The 16,959-nt window shown below is 71.4% G+C and carries 13 protein-coding genes; 6 read left to right on the forward strand and 7 right to left on the reverse strand.

All coding sequences use genetic code 11. The features are described from left to right. Positions 1 to 27: 27 nt before the first annotated feature. Together recJ and ASC76_RS14680 are read right to left on the reverse strand one after the other, a co-directional pair. A complete protein-coding gene (recJ, locus tag ASC76_RS14675) occupies positions 28 to 1,809 on the reverse strand; it encodes a single-stranded-DNA-specific exonuclease RecJ (RefSeq protein WP_235580474.1) in 1,782 nt (593 codons plus the stop codon). Further along, positions 1,806 to 2,747 carry a hypothetical protein gene (locus ASC76_RS14680; RefSeq protein WP_200947167.1) on the reverse strand — a complete coding sequence of 314 codons (942 nt, stop codon included), beginning with the start codon at positions 2,745 to 2,747 and terminating at the stop codon, positions 1,806 to 1,808. The genes recJ and ASC76_RS14680 overlap by 4 nt, the downstream gene beginning before the upstream one ends. A 45-nt stretch (positions 2,748 to 2,792) precedes the next feature. Between ASC76_RS14680 and ASC76_RS14685 the strand changes: the two genes are divergently transcribed. Next, a complete protein-coding gene (locus ASC76_RS14685; protein ID WP_056467742.1) occupies positions 2,793 to 4,064 on the forward strand; it encodes a lipoprotein-releasing ABC transporter permease subunit in 1,272 nt (423 codons plus the stop codon). Continuing rightward, the gene (locus tag ASC76_RS14690) at positions 4,057 to 4,755 is read left to right on the forward strand and encodes an ABC transporter ATP-binding protein (protein WP_056467745.1); all 699 of its coding nucleotides are present in this window, start codon (positions 4,057 to 4,059) and stop codon (positions 4,753 to 4,755) included. The genes ASC76_RS14685 and ASC76_RS14690 overlap by 8 nt, the downstream gene beginning before the upstream one ends. Positions 4,756 to 4,767: 12 nt before the next feature. Here the strand turns inward: ASC76_RS14690 and ASC76_RS14695 are convergent, their stop codons facing one another. From ASC76_RS14695 to ASC76_RS14710, 4 genes are all read right to left on the reverse strand, one after another. Further along, the gene (locus ASC76_RS14695) at positions 4,768 to 5,790 is read right to left on the reverse strand and encodes a GGDEF domain-containing protein (RefSeq protein WP_056467748.1); all 1,023 of its coding nucleotides are present in this window, start codon (positions 5,788 to 5,790) and stop codon (positions 4,768 to 4,770) included. 57 nt (positions 5,791 to 5,847) lie between these two features. Next, positions 5,848 to 8,514, reverse strand: coding sequence for a DUF924 family protein (locus ASC76_RS14700; protein WP_082549200.1), 2,667 nt, complete (start codon positions 8,512 to 8,514; stop codon positions 5,848 to 5,850). 1 nt (position 8,515) lies between these two features. Continuing rightward, on the reverse strand, positions 8,516 to 8,794 hold the full coding sequence (locus tag ASC76_RS14705; protein WP_056467751.1) for a GNAT family N-acetyltransferase: 279 nt from the start codon (positions 8,792 to 8,794) through the stop codon (positions 8,516 to 8,518). A gap of 84 nt (positions 8,795 to 8,878) precedes the next feature. Further along, a complete protein-coding gene (locus ASC76_RS14710) occupies positions 8,879 to 9,433 on the reverse strand; it encodes a YaeQ family protein (protein WP_056467754.1) in 555 nt (184 codons plus the stop codon). Positions 9,434 to 9,538: 105 nt separating this feature from the next. Here ASC76_RS14710 and ASC76_RS14715 point away from each other — a divergent pair, with 105 nt between their 5' ends. The 4 genes from ASC76_RS14715 to ASC76_RS14730 are packed head-to-tail and all read left to right on the forward strand — an operon-like array spanning position 9,539 to position 13,863. After that, positions 9,539 to 9,805, forward strand: a complete 267-nt coding sequence (locus tag ASC76_RS14715) for a hypothetical protein (RefSeq protein ID WP_371262135.1) — start codon at positions 9,539 to 9,541, stop codon at positions 9,803 to 9,805. Between the two features lie 45 nt (positions 9,806 to 9,850). Further along, positions 9,851 to 11,209, forward strand: a complete 1,359-nt coding sequence (gene gorA, locus ASC76_RS14720; protein ID WP_056467760.1) for a glutathione-disulfide reductase — start codon at positions 9,851 to 9,853, stop codon at positions 11,207 to 11,209. Further along, entirely contained in the window at positions 11,206 to 11,727 is a 522-nt protein-coding gene (locus tag ASC76_RS14725) for a hypothetical protein (protein WP_056467764.1), read from the forward strand. Before gorA ends, ASC76_RS14725 begins: the two co-directional genes overlap by 4 nt. 42 nt (positions 11,728 to 11,769) lie before the next feature. Continuing rightward, positions 11,770 to 13,863 carry a M3 family metallopeptidase gene (locus ASC76_RS14730; RefSeq protein WP_056467767.1) on the forward strand — a complete coding sequence of 698 codons (2,094 nt, stop codon included), beginning with the start codon at positions 11,770 to 11,772 and terminating at the stop codon, positions 13,861 to 13,863. 6 nt (positions 13,864 to 13,869) lie between these two features. On the opposite strand, the gene ASC76_RS14735 is transcribed toward ASC76_RS14730, so the two are convergent. Then, on the reverse strand, positions 13,870 to 16,941 hold the full coding sequence (locus ASC76_RS14735) for a PAS domain-containing protein (protein WP_056467769.1): 3,072 nt from the start codon (positions 16,939 to 16,941) through the stop codon (positions 13,870 to 13,872). Positions 16,942 to 16,959 lie beyond the last annotated feature (18 nt).

Consider the following 16,959-nt stretch of genomic DNA (forward strand, 5'->3'; position numbering starts at 1 on the left):
GGCGTGCCAGCCGCGATCCAGGGCCTTTCAGGCGATCGCCTCGACGATCATCTGCACGCGCTCGCGGCCGTTGTACTCGTCGACGCCGAGGCGGTAGGCGAGCCGCACCGTCGCCGCCACCGGTTCGCTGTGGCCGAACCAGATCGCGTCGCGCAGCGGCGCGCCGCGGCCCTCGCCGGCCAGGCGCAGCGCGAGCTTCAGGTGCTTCTCGCCGACCAGCCGCTGCGACACGATCTCGACCTCGTCGACGAACACCGGCGCCTCGAATGCCTGGCCCCAGACCTGCGCCTCGATCTCGCGCACGGTCGGCGCGTTGAAATGTTCGATGCCGAGCGGGCCGTCGCTCAGCAGCGTGCGCGACAGGGTCGCCGCGTCCAGCCACTCGCTCGCGATGCGCCGGAACGCGGCGTCGAAGGTCTCGAACTGCGCATGATCCAGCGTGCAGCCGGCCGCCATCGCGTGGCCGCCGAAGCGCACCAGCACGTCGGGGTGGCGCTTGCTGACGAGATCGAGCGCGTCGCGCAGATGGAAGCCGGGGATCGAGCGGCCAGAGCCCTTCAACAGGCCGTCCTGGCCGCGCGCGAACACGAAGGTCGGGCGGTGCACGCGGTCCTTCAGGCGCGATGCGACGATGCCGACCACGCCTTCATGGAAGCCCTCGTCGAAGATCGCGAGCGCCGCCGGCGTGCCGGCGGCGTCGGCCTGCACGAGTTGCGCCAGCAGCGCCTCGGCCTGCTCGCGCATGCCGCCTTCGAGGTCGCGCCGCTCGCGGTTGATCGCGTCGAGCTGCGCGGCGAGCGCGGCGGCCCGCGCCGGGTCGTCGGTGACGAGGCATTCGATGCCGAGCGTCATGTCCGACAGTCGCCCCGCGGCGTTGATGCGCGGCCCGAGCGCGAAGCCGAAGTCGAATCCGCTGGCGCGCCGCGGGTCGCGCGCCGCGGCGCGGAACAGCGCCGCGACGCCCGGCTGCATCTGGCCGTTGCGGATGCGGCGCAGGCCCTGCGCGACGAGGCGGCGGTTGTTCGCGTCCAGCCGCACGACGTCGGCCACCGTGCCGAGCGCGACCAGGTCGAGCAGGGTGTCGAGCCGCGGTTGCGCCGGCGTACCGTCGCCGGCCTGTCCACCTGCGGCCGTGAACGCGCCGCGCTGGCGCAGTTCGGCGCGCAGCGCGAGCAGCACGTAGAACATCACGCCGACGCCCGCCAGGTTCTTGCTCGCGAAGCCGCAACCCGGCTGGTTCGGGTTGACGATCACGTTCGCGTCGGGCAGCACGACCTCGTCGTCGAGGAGCGCGGGCAGGTGGTGGTCGGTGACGAGCACGTCGATGCCGAGTGCACGCGCGTGGGCCACGCCCTGCAGGCTCGCGATGCCGTTGTCGACCGTCACCAGCAGGTCGGGCCGCTGCGCCTGCGCCAGATCGACGATCGCCGGCGTCAGCCCGTAGCCGTGCACCGCGCGGTCGGGGACGACGTAGTGCAGCGTGCCCTCGGCGGCGCCGAGCAGCCGCAGGCCGCGGATCGCCACCGCGCAGGCGGTCGCGCCGTCGCAGTCGTAGTCGGCGACCACGCAGATGCGGCGCTGCTGCGCGAGTGCATCGGCGAGCAGCGTCGCGGCGGCCTGCACGCCGCGCAGCGCCGCGGGCGGCAGCAGTCGCGCCAGGCCGTCGTCGAGTTCGTCGGCCGCGCGCACGCCGCGGCCCGCGTACAGGCGCGCGAGCAGCGGCGGCACGCCGGCCTGTTCGAGCGCCCAGACCGCGCGCGGCGGAGCGTCGCGCAGGCGGATCGTCGGCGACACCGGGGCGCTGCTCACAGCGCCTCCAGCACGGCGTGCGCTTCCACGCGGTCGAAGCGCGCGCGCAGCGCCTGCCAGGCCGAGCGCGGCGCGGCCGCGAAGCGATGCGCGTTGCGCTCGCCGCAGAGCGTCAGCGTGACCGGGAGCGCGTCGCGCGCAGTGACGAGCAGCTGGGCCAGCGGTCCCGCATCGAGTGCGCGCCAGGCCTCGGCCCACGCGACCCAGTCCTCGGCGAGCAGCGGCGCGCGCAGGCGATCGTCGACCGTGGGGGCGTCGGCCGCGTCGGCCTGAGGCCGGCCACAGCCGCTGAGCCAGAACGAGTTCAGCGTCGGCACGCCACGCTGTTCGCGCGCGTCGTTCAACGCATGCGGGTACAGCAGCAGCTGCAGCTCGCTCTGCAGTCGCCGCACCAGGTTCAACGGCGCAGCGCGGGCCGCGTCGCCGCGCAGCCAGAGCTCGACGTTGCGGCCGATCGCGCGGTCGAGCGAGGCGGTGTGCAGATCGGCGAAGCTGTCGTGCGCCGCGTACCAGCGCGTCGCGCCGCCCCACTCGACGCGGAAGCCTTCGCTCTCGAACAGGCCGCGGACCGCCTCGAACGCGGCGCGCGACTCGGCCTCGTCGAGCAACAGCGCCGCCGGGTCGAGCAGCGTGATGTGGTCGCGTCCGACCAGCCAGTGACACGGCGTGACGAATGCCCAGGCCGCGTCGCCGACCGCAAGCCCATCGCGTGCCGCGGCCTGTGCCGCGAACGGATACAGGCCGTCCTCCCCACGCCAGCCGTGCGCGGCGGCGAGCGCACGTTCGTGCGGCGGCGACATGGAATACGCGTCGCCATCGTCGCGCTGCGCGAGGGTCAGGCGGCCGAGCAGCTGCGTCAGGTTCGGCAGCGCAAGGTCGCGCAGCACGTGCGCGGCGGCTTCGGACTCGCCCGACGCGAAGGGGATCAACAGGTGCATCGCGTGATTATCCGGGCGCGGGGGCTCCTGTAGCATCGCCTCCCCATGAACTGGCCCTACGAACTGCAGATCGGCTGGCGCTATACCCGCGCCGGCCGCGCCGGGCGCCGCAACGCATTCATCTCCTTCATCTCGGGCGTGTCGATGCTCGGCATCGGGCTCGGCGTGGCCGCGCTGATCATCGTGCTGTCGGTGATGAACGGCTTCCGCCAGGAGGTGCAGGACCGCATGCTGGCGGTGATCCCGCACGTCGAGGTGCTGAGTGCCGACGGCAACGCGCTCGCCGACTGGCAGGCCACCGCGGCGCAGATTCGCGCGGTGCCCGAGGTCGGCGCCGAGGTCGTCGGCGCGGCACCCTACATCGCCGCGCAGACGCTGATGGTCAACGGCAGCGACAACATCCGCGGCGTGATCGTGCGCGGCATCTCGCCGGCCGACGAGGCGACCGTGACCGACATCGCCGCGCAGCTGAAGGACACGGTGCTCAAGCGCCTCGTGCCCGGCGAATGGGACGTCGTCCTCGGCATCGACCTGGCGCGTTCGCTCGGAGTGCGCGAGGGCGACAAGGTGACGGTGGTGCTGCCCGAGCCGCAGTTCACGCCGGCGGGCTCGATCCCGCGCACCAAGCGGCTGAACGTGGTCGGCGTGTTCAATGCCGGCCACTACGAGTACGACAGCACGCTCGCGATGGTGCAGCTGGACGACGCGGCCAAACTATTCCGCACCGGCGGGCCGACCGGTGTGCAGCTGCGGCTGAAGAACCAGAACGACGCGCGTCGCGTCGGTGCCGCGCTGCAGGCGGCGCTCGGGCCGCAATTCGCGGTGCGCGACTGGACCCGCACCAACAACAACTGGTTCCAGGCGGTCGAGCTCGAGAAGCGGCTGATGTTCATCATCCTGACCCTGATCGTGGCGGTGGCGGCGTTCAACCTGGTCTCGACGCTGGTGATGACGGTGACCGACAAGCAGTCCGACATCGCGATCCTGCGCACGCTGGGCGCGACGCCGCGCTCGGTGATGGGCATCTTCATGGTGCAGGGCGCGCTGTCGGGCGTGATCGGCACCTTCGCCGGCGTGCTGTTCGGGCTGCTGGTCGCGTTCAACGTCGGCTGGCTGGTCGCGGGGCTCGAGCGCCTGTTCCACGTCGCGTTCCTGCCGTCCAGCGTCTACCTGATCAGCCGCATGCCGAGCGACCCGCAGGCCGGCGACATCGTGCCGATCGTCGTGATCTCGCTGCTGCTGTCGTTCGTCGCGACGCTGTACCCGAGCTGGCGCGCCAGCCGCGTGCAACCTGCCGAAGCACTTCGCTATGAATAAGCCCGCGGATGCGGTGATCCAGGCCAGCGGCCTGCAGATGCGCTTCACCGAAGGCAGCGGCGACGCCGCGCTCGACGTGCATGTGCTGCAGGGCGTGGACCTGACGGTGCGGCGCGGCGAGACGGTCGCGATCGTCGGCGCATCCGGCTCGGGCAAGAGCACGCTGCTGCACCTGCTGGGCGGGCTGGAGGCGCCGAGCGCCGGCCGCATCGAGCTCGCAGGCCGCGACTGGACGACGATGGGCGCGGCCGAGCAGGGCGCCTGGCGCAACCGGCAGCTCGGCTTCATCTACCAGTTCCATCACCTGCTGCCCGAGTTCAGCGCGCTCGACAACGTCGCGATGCCGCTGCGCATCCGGCGCGAGCTGAAACCGCAGGCGCGCGAACGCGCCGCCGCGGTGCTGGCGCAGGTCGGCTTGGCGGAACGCCTGCGGCACCGGCCATCCCAGTTGTCGGGCGGCGAGCGCCAGCGCGTCGCGATCGCGCGCGCGCTGGCCGGCGGCCCGGCCTGCGTGCTGGCCGACGAGCCGACCGGCAACCTCGACCGCGAGACCGCCGACGGTGTGTTCGAGCTGATGCTGAGCCTGGCGCGTGGCCAGGGCATGGCGTTCGTCGTCGTCACCCACGACGAGACGCTCGCCGCGCGCTGCGGCCGCGTGCTGCGGCTGAAGCACGGGCGGCTGGCCGGCTGATCCGCGCGTCGGTCAGCCGCAGCTGACCCGATCGCGCCCGCCGTGCTTCGACTGGTACAGCGCGCCGTCCGCGCGAGCGATCAGCGCCTGCGCATCGTCGCCGGGCTGCAGCGCCGCGACGCCGCCGGAGATCGTCACGGTGAACAGCACTTCCTGGGTGCTGCGGTTGCGGATGCGCATCGCCTTGGCGCGCTCGCGCACCTGCTCGGCCAGGCGGGTCGCGTCGGCAAGGGTGCTGTGCGGCAGCACGATCGCGAATTCCTCGCCGCCGTAGCGGGCGGCCACCGCGTCGCCCGGGTCGGGCAGGCTGACGCGCAGGATCTCGCCGAGGCCGCGGATCACCCGGTCGCCCATCACGTGGCCGTGGGCGTCGTTGACCTTCTTGAAGTGGTCGATGTCGAACATCACCAGGCAGTGCGACTGCCCTTCGGCCGGCGACGCCGCGAGCAGGGCGGCCATCTTCTCGTCGAACCCCTTGCGGTTCAGGATGCCGGTCAGCGGGTCCAGCAGGGCCTCGCCGCGGGCACGGTCGAGGTCGGTGCGCAGCCGCGCGATCTCGCTCTGGCTCGCGCTGACCTGCTGCTGGAGCGCGTCGGCCGAACTCTTCATCTGGGCCGTGCCCTCGAGCGCCTGATCGACCTGGGGCGTCAGCGCCGCCACGTCGTTGGCGCGCAAGGCGGCCGACAGGCCGTCGAGCTGCGCCCCGAACAGGCCCGCGCGCGTGCCGGTCTGGGAGGCGCTGGTGACGATGCCGGTCATCACGCGCTGCAGGTCGACGCCGATGCGCTGCACGGCCGCGGCATCGGGCGGCGCGATGTGGTCCTGGAACAGGCGCGCCACGGTGTCGTCGCCGAGCGCTGCGCCGCTGTTCAGCAGTGCATCGACCGCCGCCTGCAGCGGCGGGTTGATGCCGGCGGCGTACTCGTACCACAGCGTGAAGGTGGTCGGATTGAAAGCTGCTTCATGCCGGCCCATGTGGCCGAGCGCAACGCGCAACAGCTCGGCGCTGCGGTCCTTGGGTTCGGTATAGCGCATAGGTACGGACGCCCCTGACAACTTCGCAACGGTGACGCGCCGCATGAGCGGCGCCGGTCAGAAACGCGAACCGGGTTCGCGGAGAAAGGCCACTTCCTCGGGAGTGGATTGTCGGCCCAATATCACGTTGCGGTGCGGGAACCGACCGAAGCGCTGCACGACAAGCCGATGCTTGTGGGCGTAGTCCAACATGTCGCTCACCTCGGGCGCGCCTTCGGCCAGCCGCGTGAACAGGCGGACGGCCTCGTCCTGCATCGCCACGCCCTCGGCGTGCTCGAAGGGCAGGTAGACGAAGCTGCGCCAGACCGGTGGCAGGGCTCCGTCCTGCCGCTGGCCGACCATCGCGTTGGCGGCGCGCAGCGCGCGCGCGTCGCCGGCGAACGCGCGCGGCGTGTCGCGGAAGACGTTGCGGGTGAACTGGTCGAGCAGCAGGATCTGCGCGAGCGCACTCTTCGGCCGGGCTGCCCAGTCGGCGAGTTCGCCGCGCAGCGCGCGCTCGATCAGCGGGCCGAAGCGCTCGGCGATGGTGCGGTCGGTCGCCGAGTCCTTGACGAACCAGAACCTGCGGACGGCGGTGGCGTCCGGATCGTCCGGCGGGCCGAACCAGAAGTCGAGCACGGCCTGGGCGTCGGCCGGCAGCTCGGCCTCGTCGCCAAGGCGCCGCCACAGGTAGCTCAGCTGCAGTGCCAGCACATGGGCGCGCTGGCCGTTGTCGGCCGCGCCGCCGTGGCCCCCTTCGATGTTCTCGTGGTACAGCACCGCATGGCCCTGGTCGATCAGCCGGGCGGCCATCTTGCGGGCGTGGCCGGGGTGGACGCGGTCGTCGCGGGTCGAGGTGGTGATCAGCAGCTCGGGGTAGGGCGCCTGCGGCCGCGCGTTCTGGTAAGGGCTGTAGCGCCCGATGAAGGCCCAGTCCTCCGGCACGTCGGGGTCGCCGTACTCGGCCATCCACGAGGCGCCGGCGAGCAGCCGGTGGTAGCGGCGCATGTCGAGCAAGGGCACCTTGCAGACGACCGCGTTGAAGAGCTCCGGTCGCTGCACGAGCACGGCGCCGACCAGCAGCCCGCCGTTGCTGCCGCCTTCGATCCCGAGCCGCGCCGGGCTGGTGATGCGGCGCGCGATCAGGTCTTCGGCGACGGCGATGAAGTCGTCGTAGCTGCGCTGCTTGTGCTCGCGCAGGGCGGCGCGGTGCCAGCCTGGCCCGTACTCGCCGCCGCCGCGGATGTTCGCGAACACCACTGCGCCGCCGCGGGCCAGCCAGGCCCGGCCGTACACCGGGCGGTAGCCGGGCTGGATCGAGACCTCGAAGCCGCCGTAGCCGTAGAGCAGCGTCGGCGTGCTGCCGTCGGCCGGCGTCGCCGCACTGACGCCGACCGGCCAGACCACGAAGTACGGCACGCGCGTGCCGTCGGCGCTGGTCGCGAACAACTGCTCGACGCGCATCCCTCGCGCATCGAAACAGGCGGGCAGCGTCTTCAGCGTCTCGCGCCGGTCGTCGCCGGTCTGTCCGAGCCAGAGCGTGTCGGGCGTCAGGAAATCGCTGTAGCTCAGCACGTAGCGCTCGGCGAGCAGGTCGTCGGCGAGCGCCGGGTCGTGCAGCGCGGCGACCGACAGGGTGCCGGGAAAGGGCGCCTCGATCTCGCGGCGGACGAACTCACCGGCTGTGCGCTGCCACTCGAACAGGCGCGTTGCGACGTTGTCGAGGACGGCAACGACGATGTGGCGGCGCGTCGTCGCGAAGCCGGCGAGAGCGCGGGTCGCGCTCGGTTCGAAAAGCAGATCGAAGCGGCGCGCGCCGGCCAGGTACGCATCGGTGGCGGCCGCCAGCAGCGCGCCGGCCGGGTAGCGTCGGCCGGCGACATCCCAGTCGCTGCGCAGTTCGATCAGCAACGTGTCGGCGTCCTCCCCGGCGCTGTTCCAGAAGTGGATCGACGCGTCCTCGGGGACGTCGAGCGCACGCAACGCCGCGCCGTCGAGCAGGAAGCGTTGCTGGTGATAGAAGTCGACCAGCCGCGCGAACACGGTGCGCTCGTGGCCCGGCGTGGGGTCGACCGACACGGTCGCGAGCATGTCGGTCTCGCCGACCTCGAACACGATCGGCGCCTCGGCCAGCGCGGTGCCGCGCGCCCAGCGCCGGATCGTGCGCGGGTAGCCCGAGCGTGTCATCGATCCGGGCCCGACGTCGGTCCCGACGTAGAGGTGGTCCGCATCGATCCACTCGACCTGCGACTTCGCCTCCGGCAGGGCGAAGCCGTCCGGCACGAACGCCTTGGAGACGGTGTCGAACTCGCGCACGACGGCCGCGTCCGCACCGCCGCGCGACAGGGAGATCAGTACGCGCTCGTGGCGCGGTGCCAGGCCGACGGCGCCGCCCCAGACCCAGTTCTCGCCCTCGGCGGCGCCGAGCGCGTCGAGGTCGAGCACGGTTTCCCAGGCGGGGGCCGGCTGCCGGTAATCGGCCAGCGTCGTGCGGCGCCACAGGCCGCGCGGATGCGCCGCGTCCTGCCACAGGTTGTACAGGTGGTCGCCGCGACGCGAGACCTGCGGGATGCGCGCCTGCGAGTCGAGCAGCTCGCGCACCGCGTCACGCGTCGGCGCATAGTCGGGCCGCGCCTGCAGGACCTGCTCGGTGACGGCGTTGCGCTCGCGCACCCAGGCGAGCGCGCGCTCGCCGAGCACGTCTTCGAGCCAGAGGTACGGGTCGACCGGGTCGGCGTCACCCATGTCAGGCGAGCAGCGCGGCCGACTCGGGATGGCGGCGCACGTAGGCCCGTGCGTAAGAGCAGAGCGGCCGCACCTTCAGGCCGTTGGCGCCCGCGTGGTCGAGCAGTGCCTGGACCAGCGCGCCGGCGATGCCGCGACCCTGAAGTGCGGGCGGCACCTCGGTGTGGGTGACGGCCATCACGCCGTCGGCGAGGCGGTAGTCGGCGACGCAGAGCTGGCCCTCGACGCGGGTCTGGAAGCGCCCGCGGTCGGGCAGGTGTTCGATCTGGAGCGGATTCATCGTGGCGCGTGTCGTGAGGACGCAGCCATTGTGCGGCGGCTCGCCCGGCTGCGTCCGCGCACGGTTATCGGGGTCTGGTCCGACTCAGATCGGATTCAGGCGCTGCGGCGTGAGCTCGACCGAGCGCTCGCCGTCGCCCACCCAGACCGTGCCGTCCTGCACGCTGAGCTGCAGCTGCATGCCGCGCTGCGCGAACGCCGCGAGCGCCTGGCTCTGGGCCGAGTCGACCTGCCACACGGCGATGTTCGACGCGCGGGTGATCTTGTTCGCCAGCCCGGCCCACCAGACCGGCGTGCTGTGGCTGAAGCTGTAGACGCTGACGCGGTCGGCGCGGCCGCTCGCCTTCATCAGGCGCTTGTCGTCGGGCTGGCCGACCTCGACCCAGTGCTTGATCTCGCCGGTCAGGTCCTTGTGCCAGAGCGCGGGCTCGTCGACGTCCCACAGGTCCTTGGCGAGTTCGAGCGTGCCGTGGTCGGCATCGGCCGGCAGGTTGAGCGCCAGCGCCAGCAGTCGGATCAGCATGCGCTCGTCCGTCTCCGACGGGTGGCGCGCGATCGTCACCGCGTGGTCGACGTAGACGTTGCGGTCCATGTCGGCGATCTGCAGCTGGGCCTTGTGGATGATCGCCTTGAGCGCCATGGAGTCGAATCGGGTGGGTAGCGAGCCGCCGATTAGACCAGAGCGCCCCGCGCGACAATCGACGCATCGCCGGACCGTCTCCGGCCAGAGAGTCCCCCCATGAGCATGAAGAAGACCGACCTCGTCAAGAACCTCGCCAAGAAGCTGGACGGCCGCATGAAGGCCGCAGGCGTGCCCGACCGCTTCGCCCAAGGCGCGGCCGAGGCGGTGGACAAGCGCGAACAGCGCCGCCGCGACGCCGCCGCCGGCCTGGTGCCGTTTGCCTGCAAATTGCCCGGCGACCTGCTGAAGCGCCTGCACGAGCGGGCGGCGGGGCATGCGGGCGGCATCAATGCGCTCGTCGCCGAGGCGCTCGAGCAGGCACTGCGTTAAGGCCTGTCCGCAGCGCCGTCGCTGCGGCCCGCGTACAGTTGGGCGATGACAAGCGAAGCCTTCGACCTGTTCGTGATCGGCGCCGGCAGCGGCGGGGTGCGCGCGGCGCGCATGGCCGCGCAGCGCGGCGCCCGCGTCGCGGTGGCGGACGACAAGCCGCTCGGCGGCACCTGCGTCAACCTCGGCTGCATCCCGAAGAAGCTCTACAGCTTCGCGGCCCACTACGCGGAGGCGTTCGAGGAGGCGCACGGCTACGGCTGGAGCGCCAGCACACCGGTGCTCGACTGGGCGCAGCTCAAGGCGAATCGCGCGCGCGAGATCTCGCGCCTCAACGGCATCTACGAATCGCTGCTGGACGGCGCCGGCGTGCAGGTGCTGCGCGGCCGCGCGCGCGTCGTCGGCCCCGGCGAAGTCGAGATCGCCGGGCAGCGGATCCGAGCGCGGCACATCCTCGTCGCCACCGGGGGCCACCCGGTCGTGCCGCCCGTGTCGGGCGCCGAGCTGGCCATCACCTCGAACGAGATCTTCGACCTGCCGACGTTCCCCCAGCATCTGCTCGTAGTCGGCGGCGGCTACATCGCGTGCGAGTTCGCGTCGATCTTCCGTGGTCTGGGCGCGCAGGTGACGCAGCTCTATCGGGGCACGCAGGTACTGCGCGGCTTCGACGCGGACATCAGCGCGTTCGTCGCCGACGAGATGCGCAAGAAGGGCATCGACCTGCGCACCGGCAGCGACGTCGAAGGCATCGCGCGCGATGCCGCCACCGGGCGACTGCGCGTGGCGCTGCGCGACGGCAGCGTGCAGCTGGCGGACCAGGTGCTGTACGCGACCGGCCGCGTGCCCAACACGCGCGGGCTGGGGCTGGCGGAGGCCGGCGTCGCGCTAGCGCCGAACGGTGCGGTGCTGGTCGACGACCAGTACGCGACCAACGTGGCGGGCCTGCACGCGGTTGGCGACGTGATCGACCGGATCCACCTGACGCCGGTTGCGTTGGCCGAGGCGATGGCGCTGGTCGATCACCTGTTCGGCGCGAAGCAGCGCGCGGTCGACTACGCGATGATCCCGACCGCGGTGTTCACGCATCCCAGCGTCGGCGCGGTCGGCTTGACCGAAGCGCAGGCGCGCGCGCAGGGCCGCGCGGTGCGCATCTTCCGCAGCGAGTTCAAGGCGCTCAAGCACACGCTGTCGGGGAACACCGAGCGCACGTTGATGAAGCTGGTGGTCGATGCCGACACCGACCGCGTGGTCGGCCTGCACATGGTGGGCGCCGATGCGGGCGAGACGATCCAGGGCTTCGCGGTCGCGCTCAAGGCCGGCGCGACCAAGGCCGTGTTCGACGCCACCATCGGCATCCACCCGACCGCCGCCGAGGAGTTCGTGACGATGCGCGAGCCGGTGGCATGATGACGCGCTTCGCCAATCCACGCACCGACTTCCCGACCGATGCCATGCGCCATTTCACCCGCACGTTGATGATCCTGCCGCTGCTCGCGGCGTCCCTCGCGATGGCCGCCGACAAGCCGGCGAAGAAGGAAGGCGGCTTCGGCGGCGCCAAGGGCGCGTACCTGACCAGGGATGAATTGCGGGTCTGCCTGAACCGTCAGAACAAGGTCAAGACCGAAGACGCCGAGATGCTGAAGGAGAAGGCCGAGATCACCGGTGTGAAGGACGAACTCGTTCGCAGCGGCGACGAGCTGAAGCAGCGTCTCGAGACGGTCGACCGGACCGTCCCCGAGGCCGTCAGCGCCTACAACGAAGCGCTGGCGGCCCGCGACGCGCGCGTCGACGCGTATCAGAAGCGGGTTGACGCCTTCAACGCACGCGTGCTTGCGAACCAGGCCGAGCGCGAAGCCTTCGGCACCGCTTGCAACAATCGCCGCTACTTCGACGAGGACGAGCAGGCGATTCGCAGGGGCAAGTGACCGGCACGTAAAATTGGCGCCTCTCCCACCCCGAGACGCGCCATGTCAATTGCTGCGAGCAATTCCCCCAGCAGCTTCACGAGCAATCCGCTGCTGCAACCCTGGACCACGCCCCACGGGTTGCCGCCATTCGAGGCGATCCGCGCCGAGCATTTCGAGCCGGCGTTCGAGCAGGCGGTGCGGGCGCACCGGGCCGAGGTCGACGCGATCGGCGCGAATCCGGCGCCGCCGACCTTCGAGAACACGATCGCGGCGATGGACCGCAGCGGCGCCGCGCTGCGCCGGATCGAGAACCTGTTCTACAACCTCGCCTCGAGCGAGACCTCGCCCGCATTGCAGGCCGCCGAGATGCGGCTGGCGCCGGTGCTCGCCGCGCACGACAGCGCGATCTCGATGCACCAGCCGCTGTTCGCACGCATCGACGCGCTGTACCGCGAGCGGGACAGCCTGGCGCTGACGCCGGAGCAGCGTCGCGTGCTGGAGCGCTTCCACCTCGGCTTCGTGCGGGCCGGTGCGACGCTCGGCGCCGCCGAGCAGCAACGCTACGCCCAGATCATGGGACGCTTGGCGGAGTTGACGACGCAGTTCGGCCAGAACGTGCTGGCCGACGAGGCGGGCTTCCGCCTCGAGTTGCATGGCGAGGCCGACGCGGCCGGCCTGCCCGAGTTCGTGCGCGCCGCGCTGCGCCAGGCGGCGCTGGACCGCGGCCTGCCGGACGCGCTGCTGGTCACGCTGTCGCGCTCGCACATCGTGCCGTTCCTGACCTTCTCCGAGCGTCGCGACCTGCGCGAACAGGCCTGGCGCGCCTGGACGACCCGCGGCGAACACCCGGGCGCGCACGACAACCGGCCGATCGCGCGCGAAATCCTGTCGCTGCGCAACGAGCAGGCCCGCCTGCACGGCTATGCGAGCTACGCCGACTACGCGCTCAGCGACACGATGGCGGGTCAGCGGGCGGCGGTCACCGGGCTGCTGACCCAGGTGTGGGAGCCGGCCAAGGCGCGCGCGGCGGCCGAACTCGAGGCGCTGCAGGCGCTGGCGCTGTCCCGCGGCGAGACGGTGCAGATCCAGCCGTGGGACTGGCGCTTCTACGCCGAGAAGGTGCGCCAGGTGCGCTACGACCTCGACGAGGCGACGGTCAAGCCGTACTTCCCGCTCGATCGCATGGTCGAGGCGCTGTTCGATTGCGCGCAACGTCTGTTCGGCATCCGCTTCGTCGCGCGGCCGGAACTGCGCGCGTACCACCCCGACGTGAAGGTCTACGAGGTGCGCGGCGCGGACGACGCCGCCATCGGCGTGTTCCTGCACGACAACTTCGCGCGCCCGACCAAGCGCAGCGGTGCGTGGATGAGCTCGTTCCGCAAGCAGTCGCGAAACGGCGCGGCCGGCGAGCGCACGCTGCCGATCGTGATCAACAACAACAATTTCGCGAAGGGCGCGCCCGGCGAGCCGACGCTGCTGAGCTTCGACGACGCCAGCACGCTGTTCCACGAGTTCGGCCACGGGCTGCACGGGCTGCTGTCGAACGTGACCTACGAGCGCGTCTCGGGCACCAGCGTGCTGCGCGACTTCGTCGAGCTGCCGTCGCAGATCTTCGAGCACTGGCTGACCGAGCCCGAGGTGCTCAAGCGCCACGCGCGCCACTACCGTACCGGCGAGCCGATTCCCGACGCGCTCATCGCCAAACTGCATGACGCGCGGTTCTTCAACCAGGGCTACGAGACGGTGCGTTACACCGCTTCCGCACTGGTCGACATGGCCGCGCATGCGCTGACCGATGCGCAGGCGCCGGACATCGTCGAGTTCGAGCGCGCCGAGCTCGCGCGCATCGGCGCGCCGGCGGTGGTCGGCCTGAACCACCGGCTCACGCATTTCCAGCACCTGTTCTCGGGTTCGGGCTACGCCGCCGGCTACTACGTCTACCTGTGGGCCGAGGTGCTCGACGCCGACGGCTACGACGCGTTCAAGGAAGCGGGCAACCCGTTCGACCCCGCGGTCGCGCAGCGCCTGCGCGAGTTCATCTACTCGACCGGCAACTCGATCGAACCGGCGGCGGCGTACCGGGCCTTTCGCGGTCGCGCGCCGACGGTCGAGCCGATGCTGAAACAGCGCGGCCTCGTGCCGCAGGCGCAGTAGCGTGGCTCAGCGGGTCGTCTCGGCGCCGGGCGGGAAGATCCGGTCGAGTGCGTCGAGGAACGGCTTGAACTTGATCGGCTTGGTCCAGTAGTCGTCGAAGCCGGCGGCCAGGCCGCGCTCGATGTCCTCGGGCATCGCGTTGGCCGAGAGGGCAATGCAGGAGATGCCGGCGGTCTCGGGGTACTGCCGCAACTGGCGCAGCACCTCGAAACCGTCGAAGTCGGGAAGCTGCATGTCGATCAGGATCAGATCCGGCCGCAGCGTGCGCGCGCGCGCGACGCCGTTCGCACCGGTGGCCTCGGCGGCCAGGCGCAGGCCGGACAGGCTGGTCACGAGTTCTTCGACGAGCAGCACGTTGACCGCGTTGTCCTCAATGTAGAGCAGCTGGCCCGAGCGCGCGCGCGGTGCGCTCGGCTCCGGCGCTTCCGGCGGCTTCGGCGCCGCGGCATCCTGGTCGGTCGTCACCAGCGGCAGCGTGACCTCGAACACCGAGCCGCGGCCCGGCACGCTGGAGACGGCGATCTGCCCGTGCATCCCTTCGACCAGTGCCTTCACGATCGTCAGGCCGATCCCGGACCCTTCGATGCCGTCGTTCTCGGCGCCGAGCCGGTTGAACGGCTCGAACAGGTGTTCGAGCTGGTCGGCTCGCATCCCGCGGCCGGTGTCGCGCACGTTCAGGCGCACGACGGCGCCGTCGACCTCGCCATCGACGATCACCTGCCCGCCCGGGCGGTTGTACTGGATCGCGTTCGACAGCAGGTTGACCAGGATCTGCTGCAGCCGTGCCGGATCGGCGCGGACCGTGGCGACCGGTGCGGCGCTGTGCAGCGCGACCTCGTGCCTGGCCGCGAGTTCGGTCATCAACGGCAGCGTCTGAGCGATCGCGCAGGCGATCGGCACCGACTGCAGGTCGAGCGTGAGGGTGCCGCTCTGCAGGCTCGACAGATCGAGGGCGTTGTCGATCAGGCGCAGCAGGTGTTCGCCGGCGGAACGGATGTGGTCCAGGCGCGCCGCCTGGCCGCCGTTGCGACTCTGCCGCGCCTCGAGCTGCAGCAGCTGCGTGAAACCCAGCACCGCGTTCAGCGGCGTGCGCAGCTCGTGGCTCATGCGCGAGAGGAACTGCGACTTGGCTTCGCTCTCGCGTTCGGCCAGCATCGCCTGCTGGCGGGCCAGTTCGGCGTTCTTCGCCTCGGTGATGTCCCAGTTGACGCCGACGCGGCGCAGCACCTGACCGTTCGCGTCGCGCAGCACCGCCGACCGCGAGGCCAGCCAGCGGCAACGGCCGTCGGGCAGCACGATCCGGAATTCGTAGGCGGTCGTCGCGTCGTCGAGGTTATCGCCGGCCGCGCCGTCGAGGTTGGCCTCCCGGTCGTCCGGATGCACCAGCGCCAGTCGCGTCTCGCGGTCGGGCGCCGTGGGTGCCGGCTCCAGTCCGCGCAGGCGGAACATCTGTTCGTCCCACAGACCCGGGCCGTTGGCACCTTCGATCTCCCAGGTACCGATGCCGGCGTGGCGGGCGATCAGCGCCGAGCGCTCGCTGACGGCGTGCAGCGCGGCCTGCGCCGCGTGTCGGTCGGTGACGTCCATCGCGATGCCGAACACGCGCAGCGCCTGCGGGTCGCTGCGGTCGATGTCGCCACGCAGCACGACCCAGCGGATCGACTCGTCGCGGCGCACGGCGCGGAACTCGATCTCGAGCACGCCACGCGCGTCCTTGAGGTAACCCTGCGCCGCTCTGCCGACGCGCGCCATGTCGTCCGGGTGCACGCATTGGCGCAGCCACTCGGCCAGCGTCGGCGGCGGGCGGCCGGGGTCGATGCGGTCGAACAGCTCGTACATCTGCTCGTTCCATTCGGTCTGGATGGTGCCGATGTGGGTGGTCCAGACGCCGACGTGTGCGGCGCGTGCGGCGGACTCGAGCCGGCGCGTCATCTGCTCGGCGTGGCGGGTGCGCTCGACCTGGTCCGTCACGTCGAGCGAGATCCCGACGAACGCCACCGGCTTGCCGCTCGCATCGCGCTCGACGACGCGCCGCACGAGCATGTGGCGCCACGTGCCGTCCGGCCAGCGGTGGCGGGTCTCGACGTCGACCGGTCCGTCGGTGTGCAGCGAGTGCACGGCCGAGCCGGCGAGCTTGTGCACATCGTCGGGGTGCGTGTACGAGCGCGCCTCGGCCAACGAGAGGCCGCCTTCGCGGTACGGGATGCGCAGCACCTTGAAGCCGTGGTCGTTGTAGTGGAGCCGGTCGGTCTGCAGGTCGTGGCGCCAGATCACGATGTCGGCCAGTTCGGCGGCGAGCCGCAGCTGCGATGAGGCGTGATCGAGGGAGCGGGCCAGCTCGTAGACGGCCGTGTCGTCCATCATGATGCCGAGGGTCCGATCGGGCTGGCCCTGCGGCGAATTCTTCACTTCCCATTGCGAGTGCAACCAGCGCAGCTTGCCGTCGGGCTGCACCACCCGGTAGCGCGCGTTGTAGCGCCCGGCGGTGCGCGTGGACTCCTCGTAGCGTCCGTCGAGCCGGTCATCGGGGTGGACACGCGCGGCCGCCAGCGCGAAGTCGGGCGTGCCGTCCGATGGCGTCATTCCCCAGAAGCCGAACACGTGGCGGTCCCAGCGACCCTTGCCCGACGGGATCTCGCGTTCCCAGACGCCCAGGCGACCGAACTCCTGCGCCATGTCGAGCAGCTCCGAGAGATGCTGCGCGCGGGCCGCGAGCTCGTGCTGCCGGGTGGTGTCGCACAAGGTCCAGAGACGCTCGCTGCCGAGCGCGGCCACGCGTGCGTCGACCCAGAGCGCTGCGCCGCCGACGGCGTGCAGCGCGAGCTCGAACGTGCCGTCGCGGCCGCGCTGCAGCGCGTCGTCCAGGGTCGAGCGGGTCGGCGCGTCGTCGGCCGCGAGGTCGAGGAGGCTGCCGCCGAATGCCAGGCCGGTCGCGGTGGCGAACGCCGGATTGCACCAGCGCAGTGCGCCGGCCGCATCGGTGAGCGCGAGCAGGTCGTGCGATTGACCGCACCACGCGGCGAGCAGCGCTGCGGACGGGGCCGTGTCGGCTTCGAGAGGGGCGCGGCGTTCGGTCATGGAGGGCAGCGGCAGCCG

Source organism: Rhizobacter sp. Root404, from assembly GCF_001425865.1.
Classification (GTDB): domain Bacteria; phylum Pseudomonadota; class Gammaproteobacteria; order Burkholderiales; family Burkholderiaceae_C; genus LMDS01.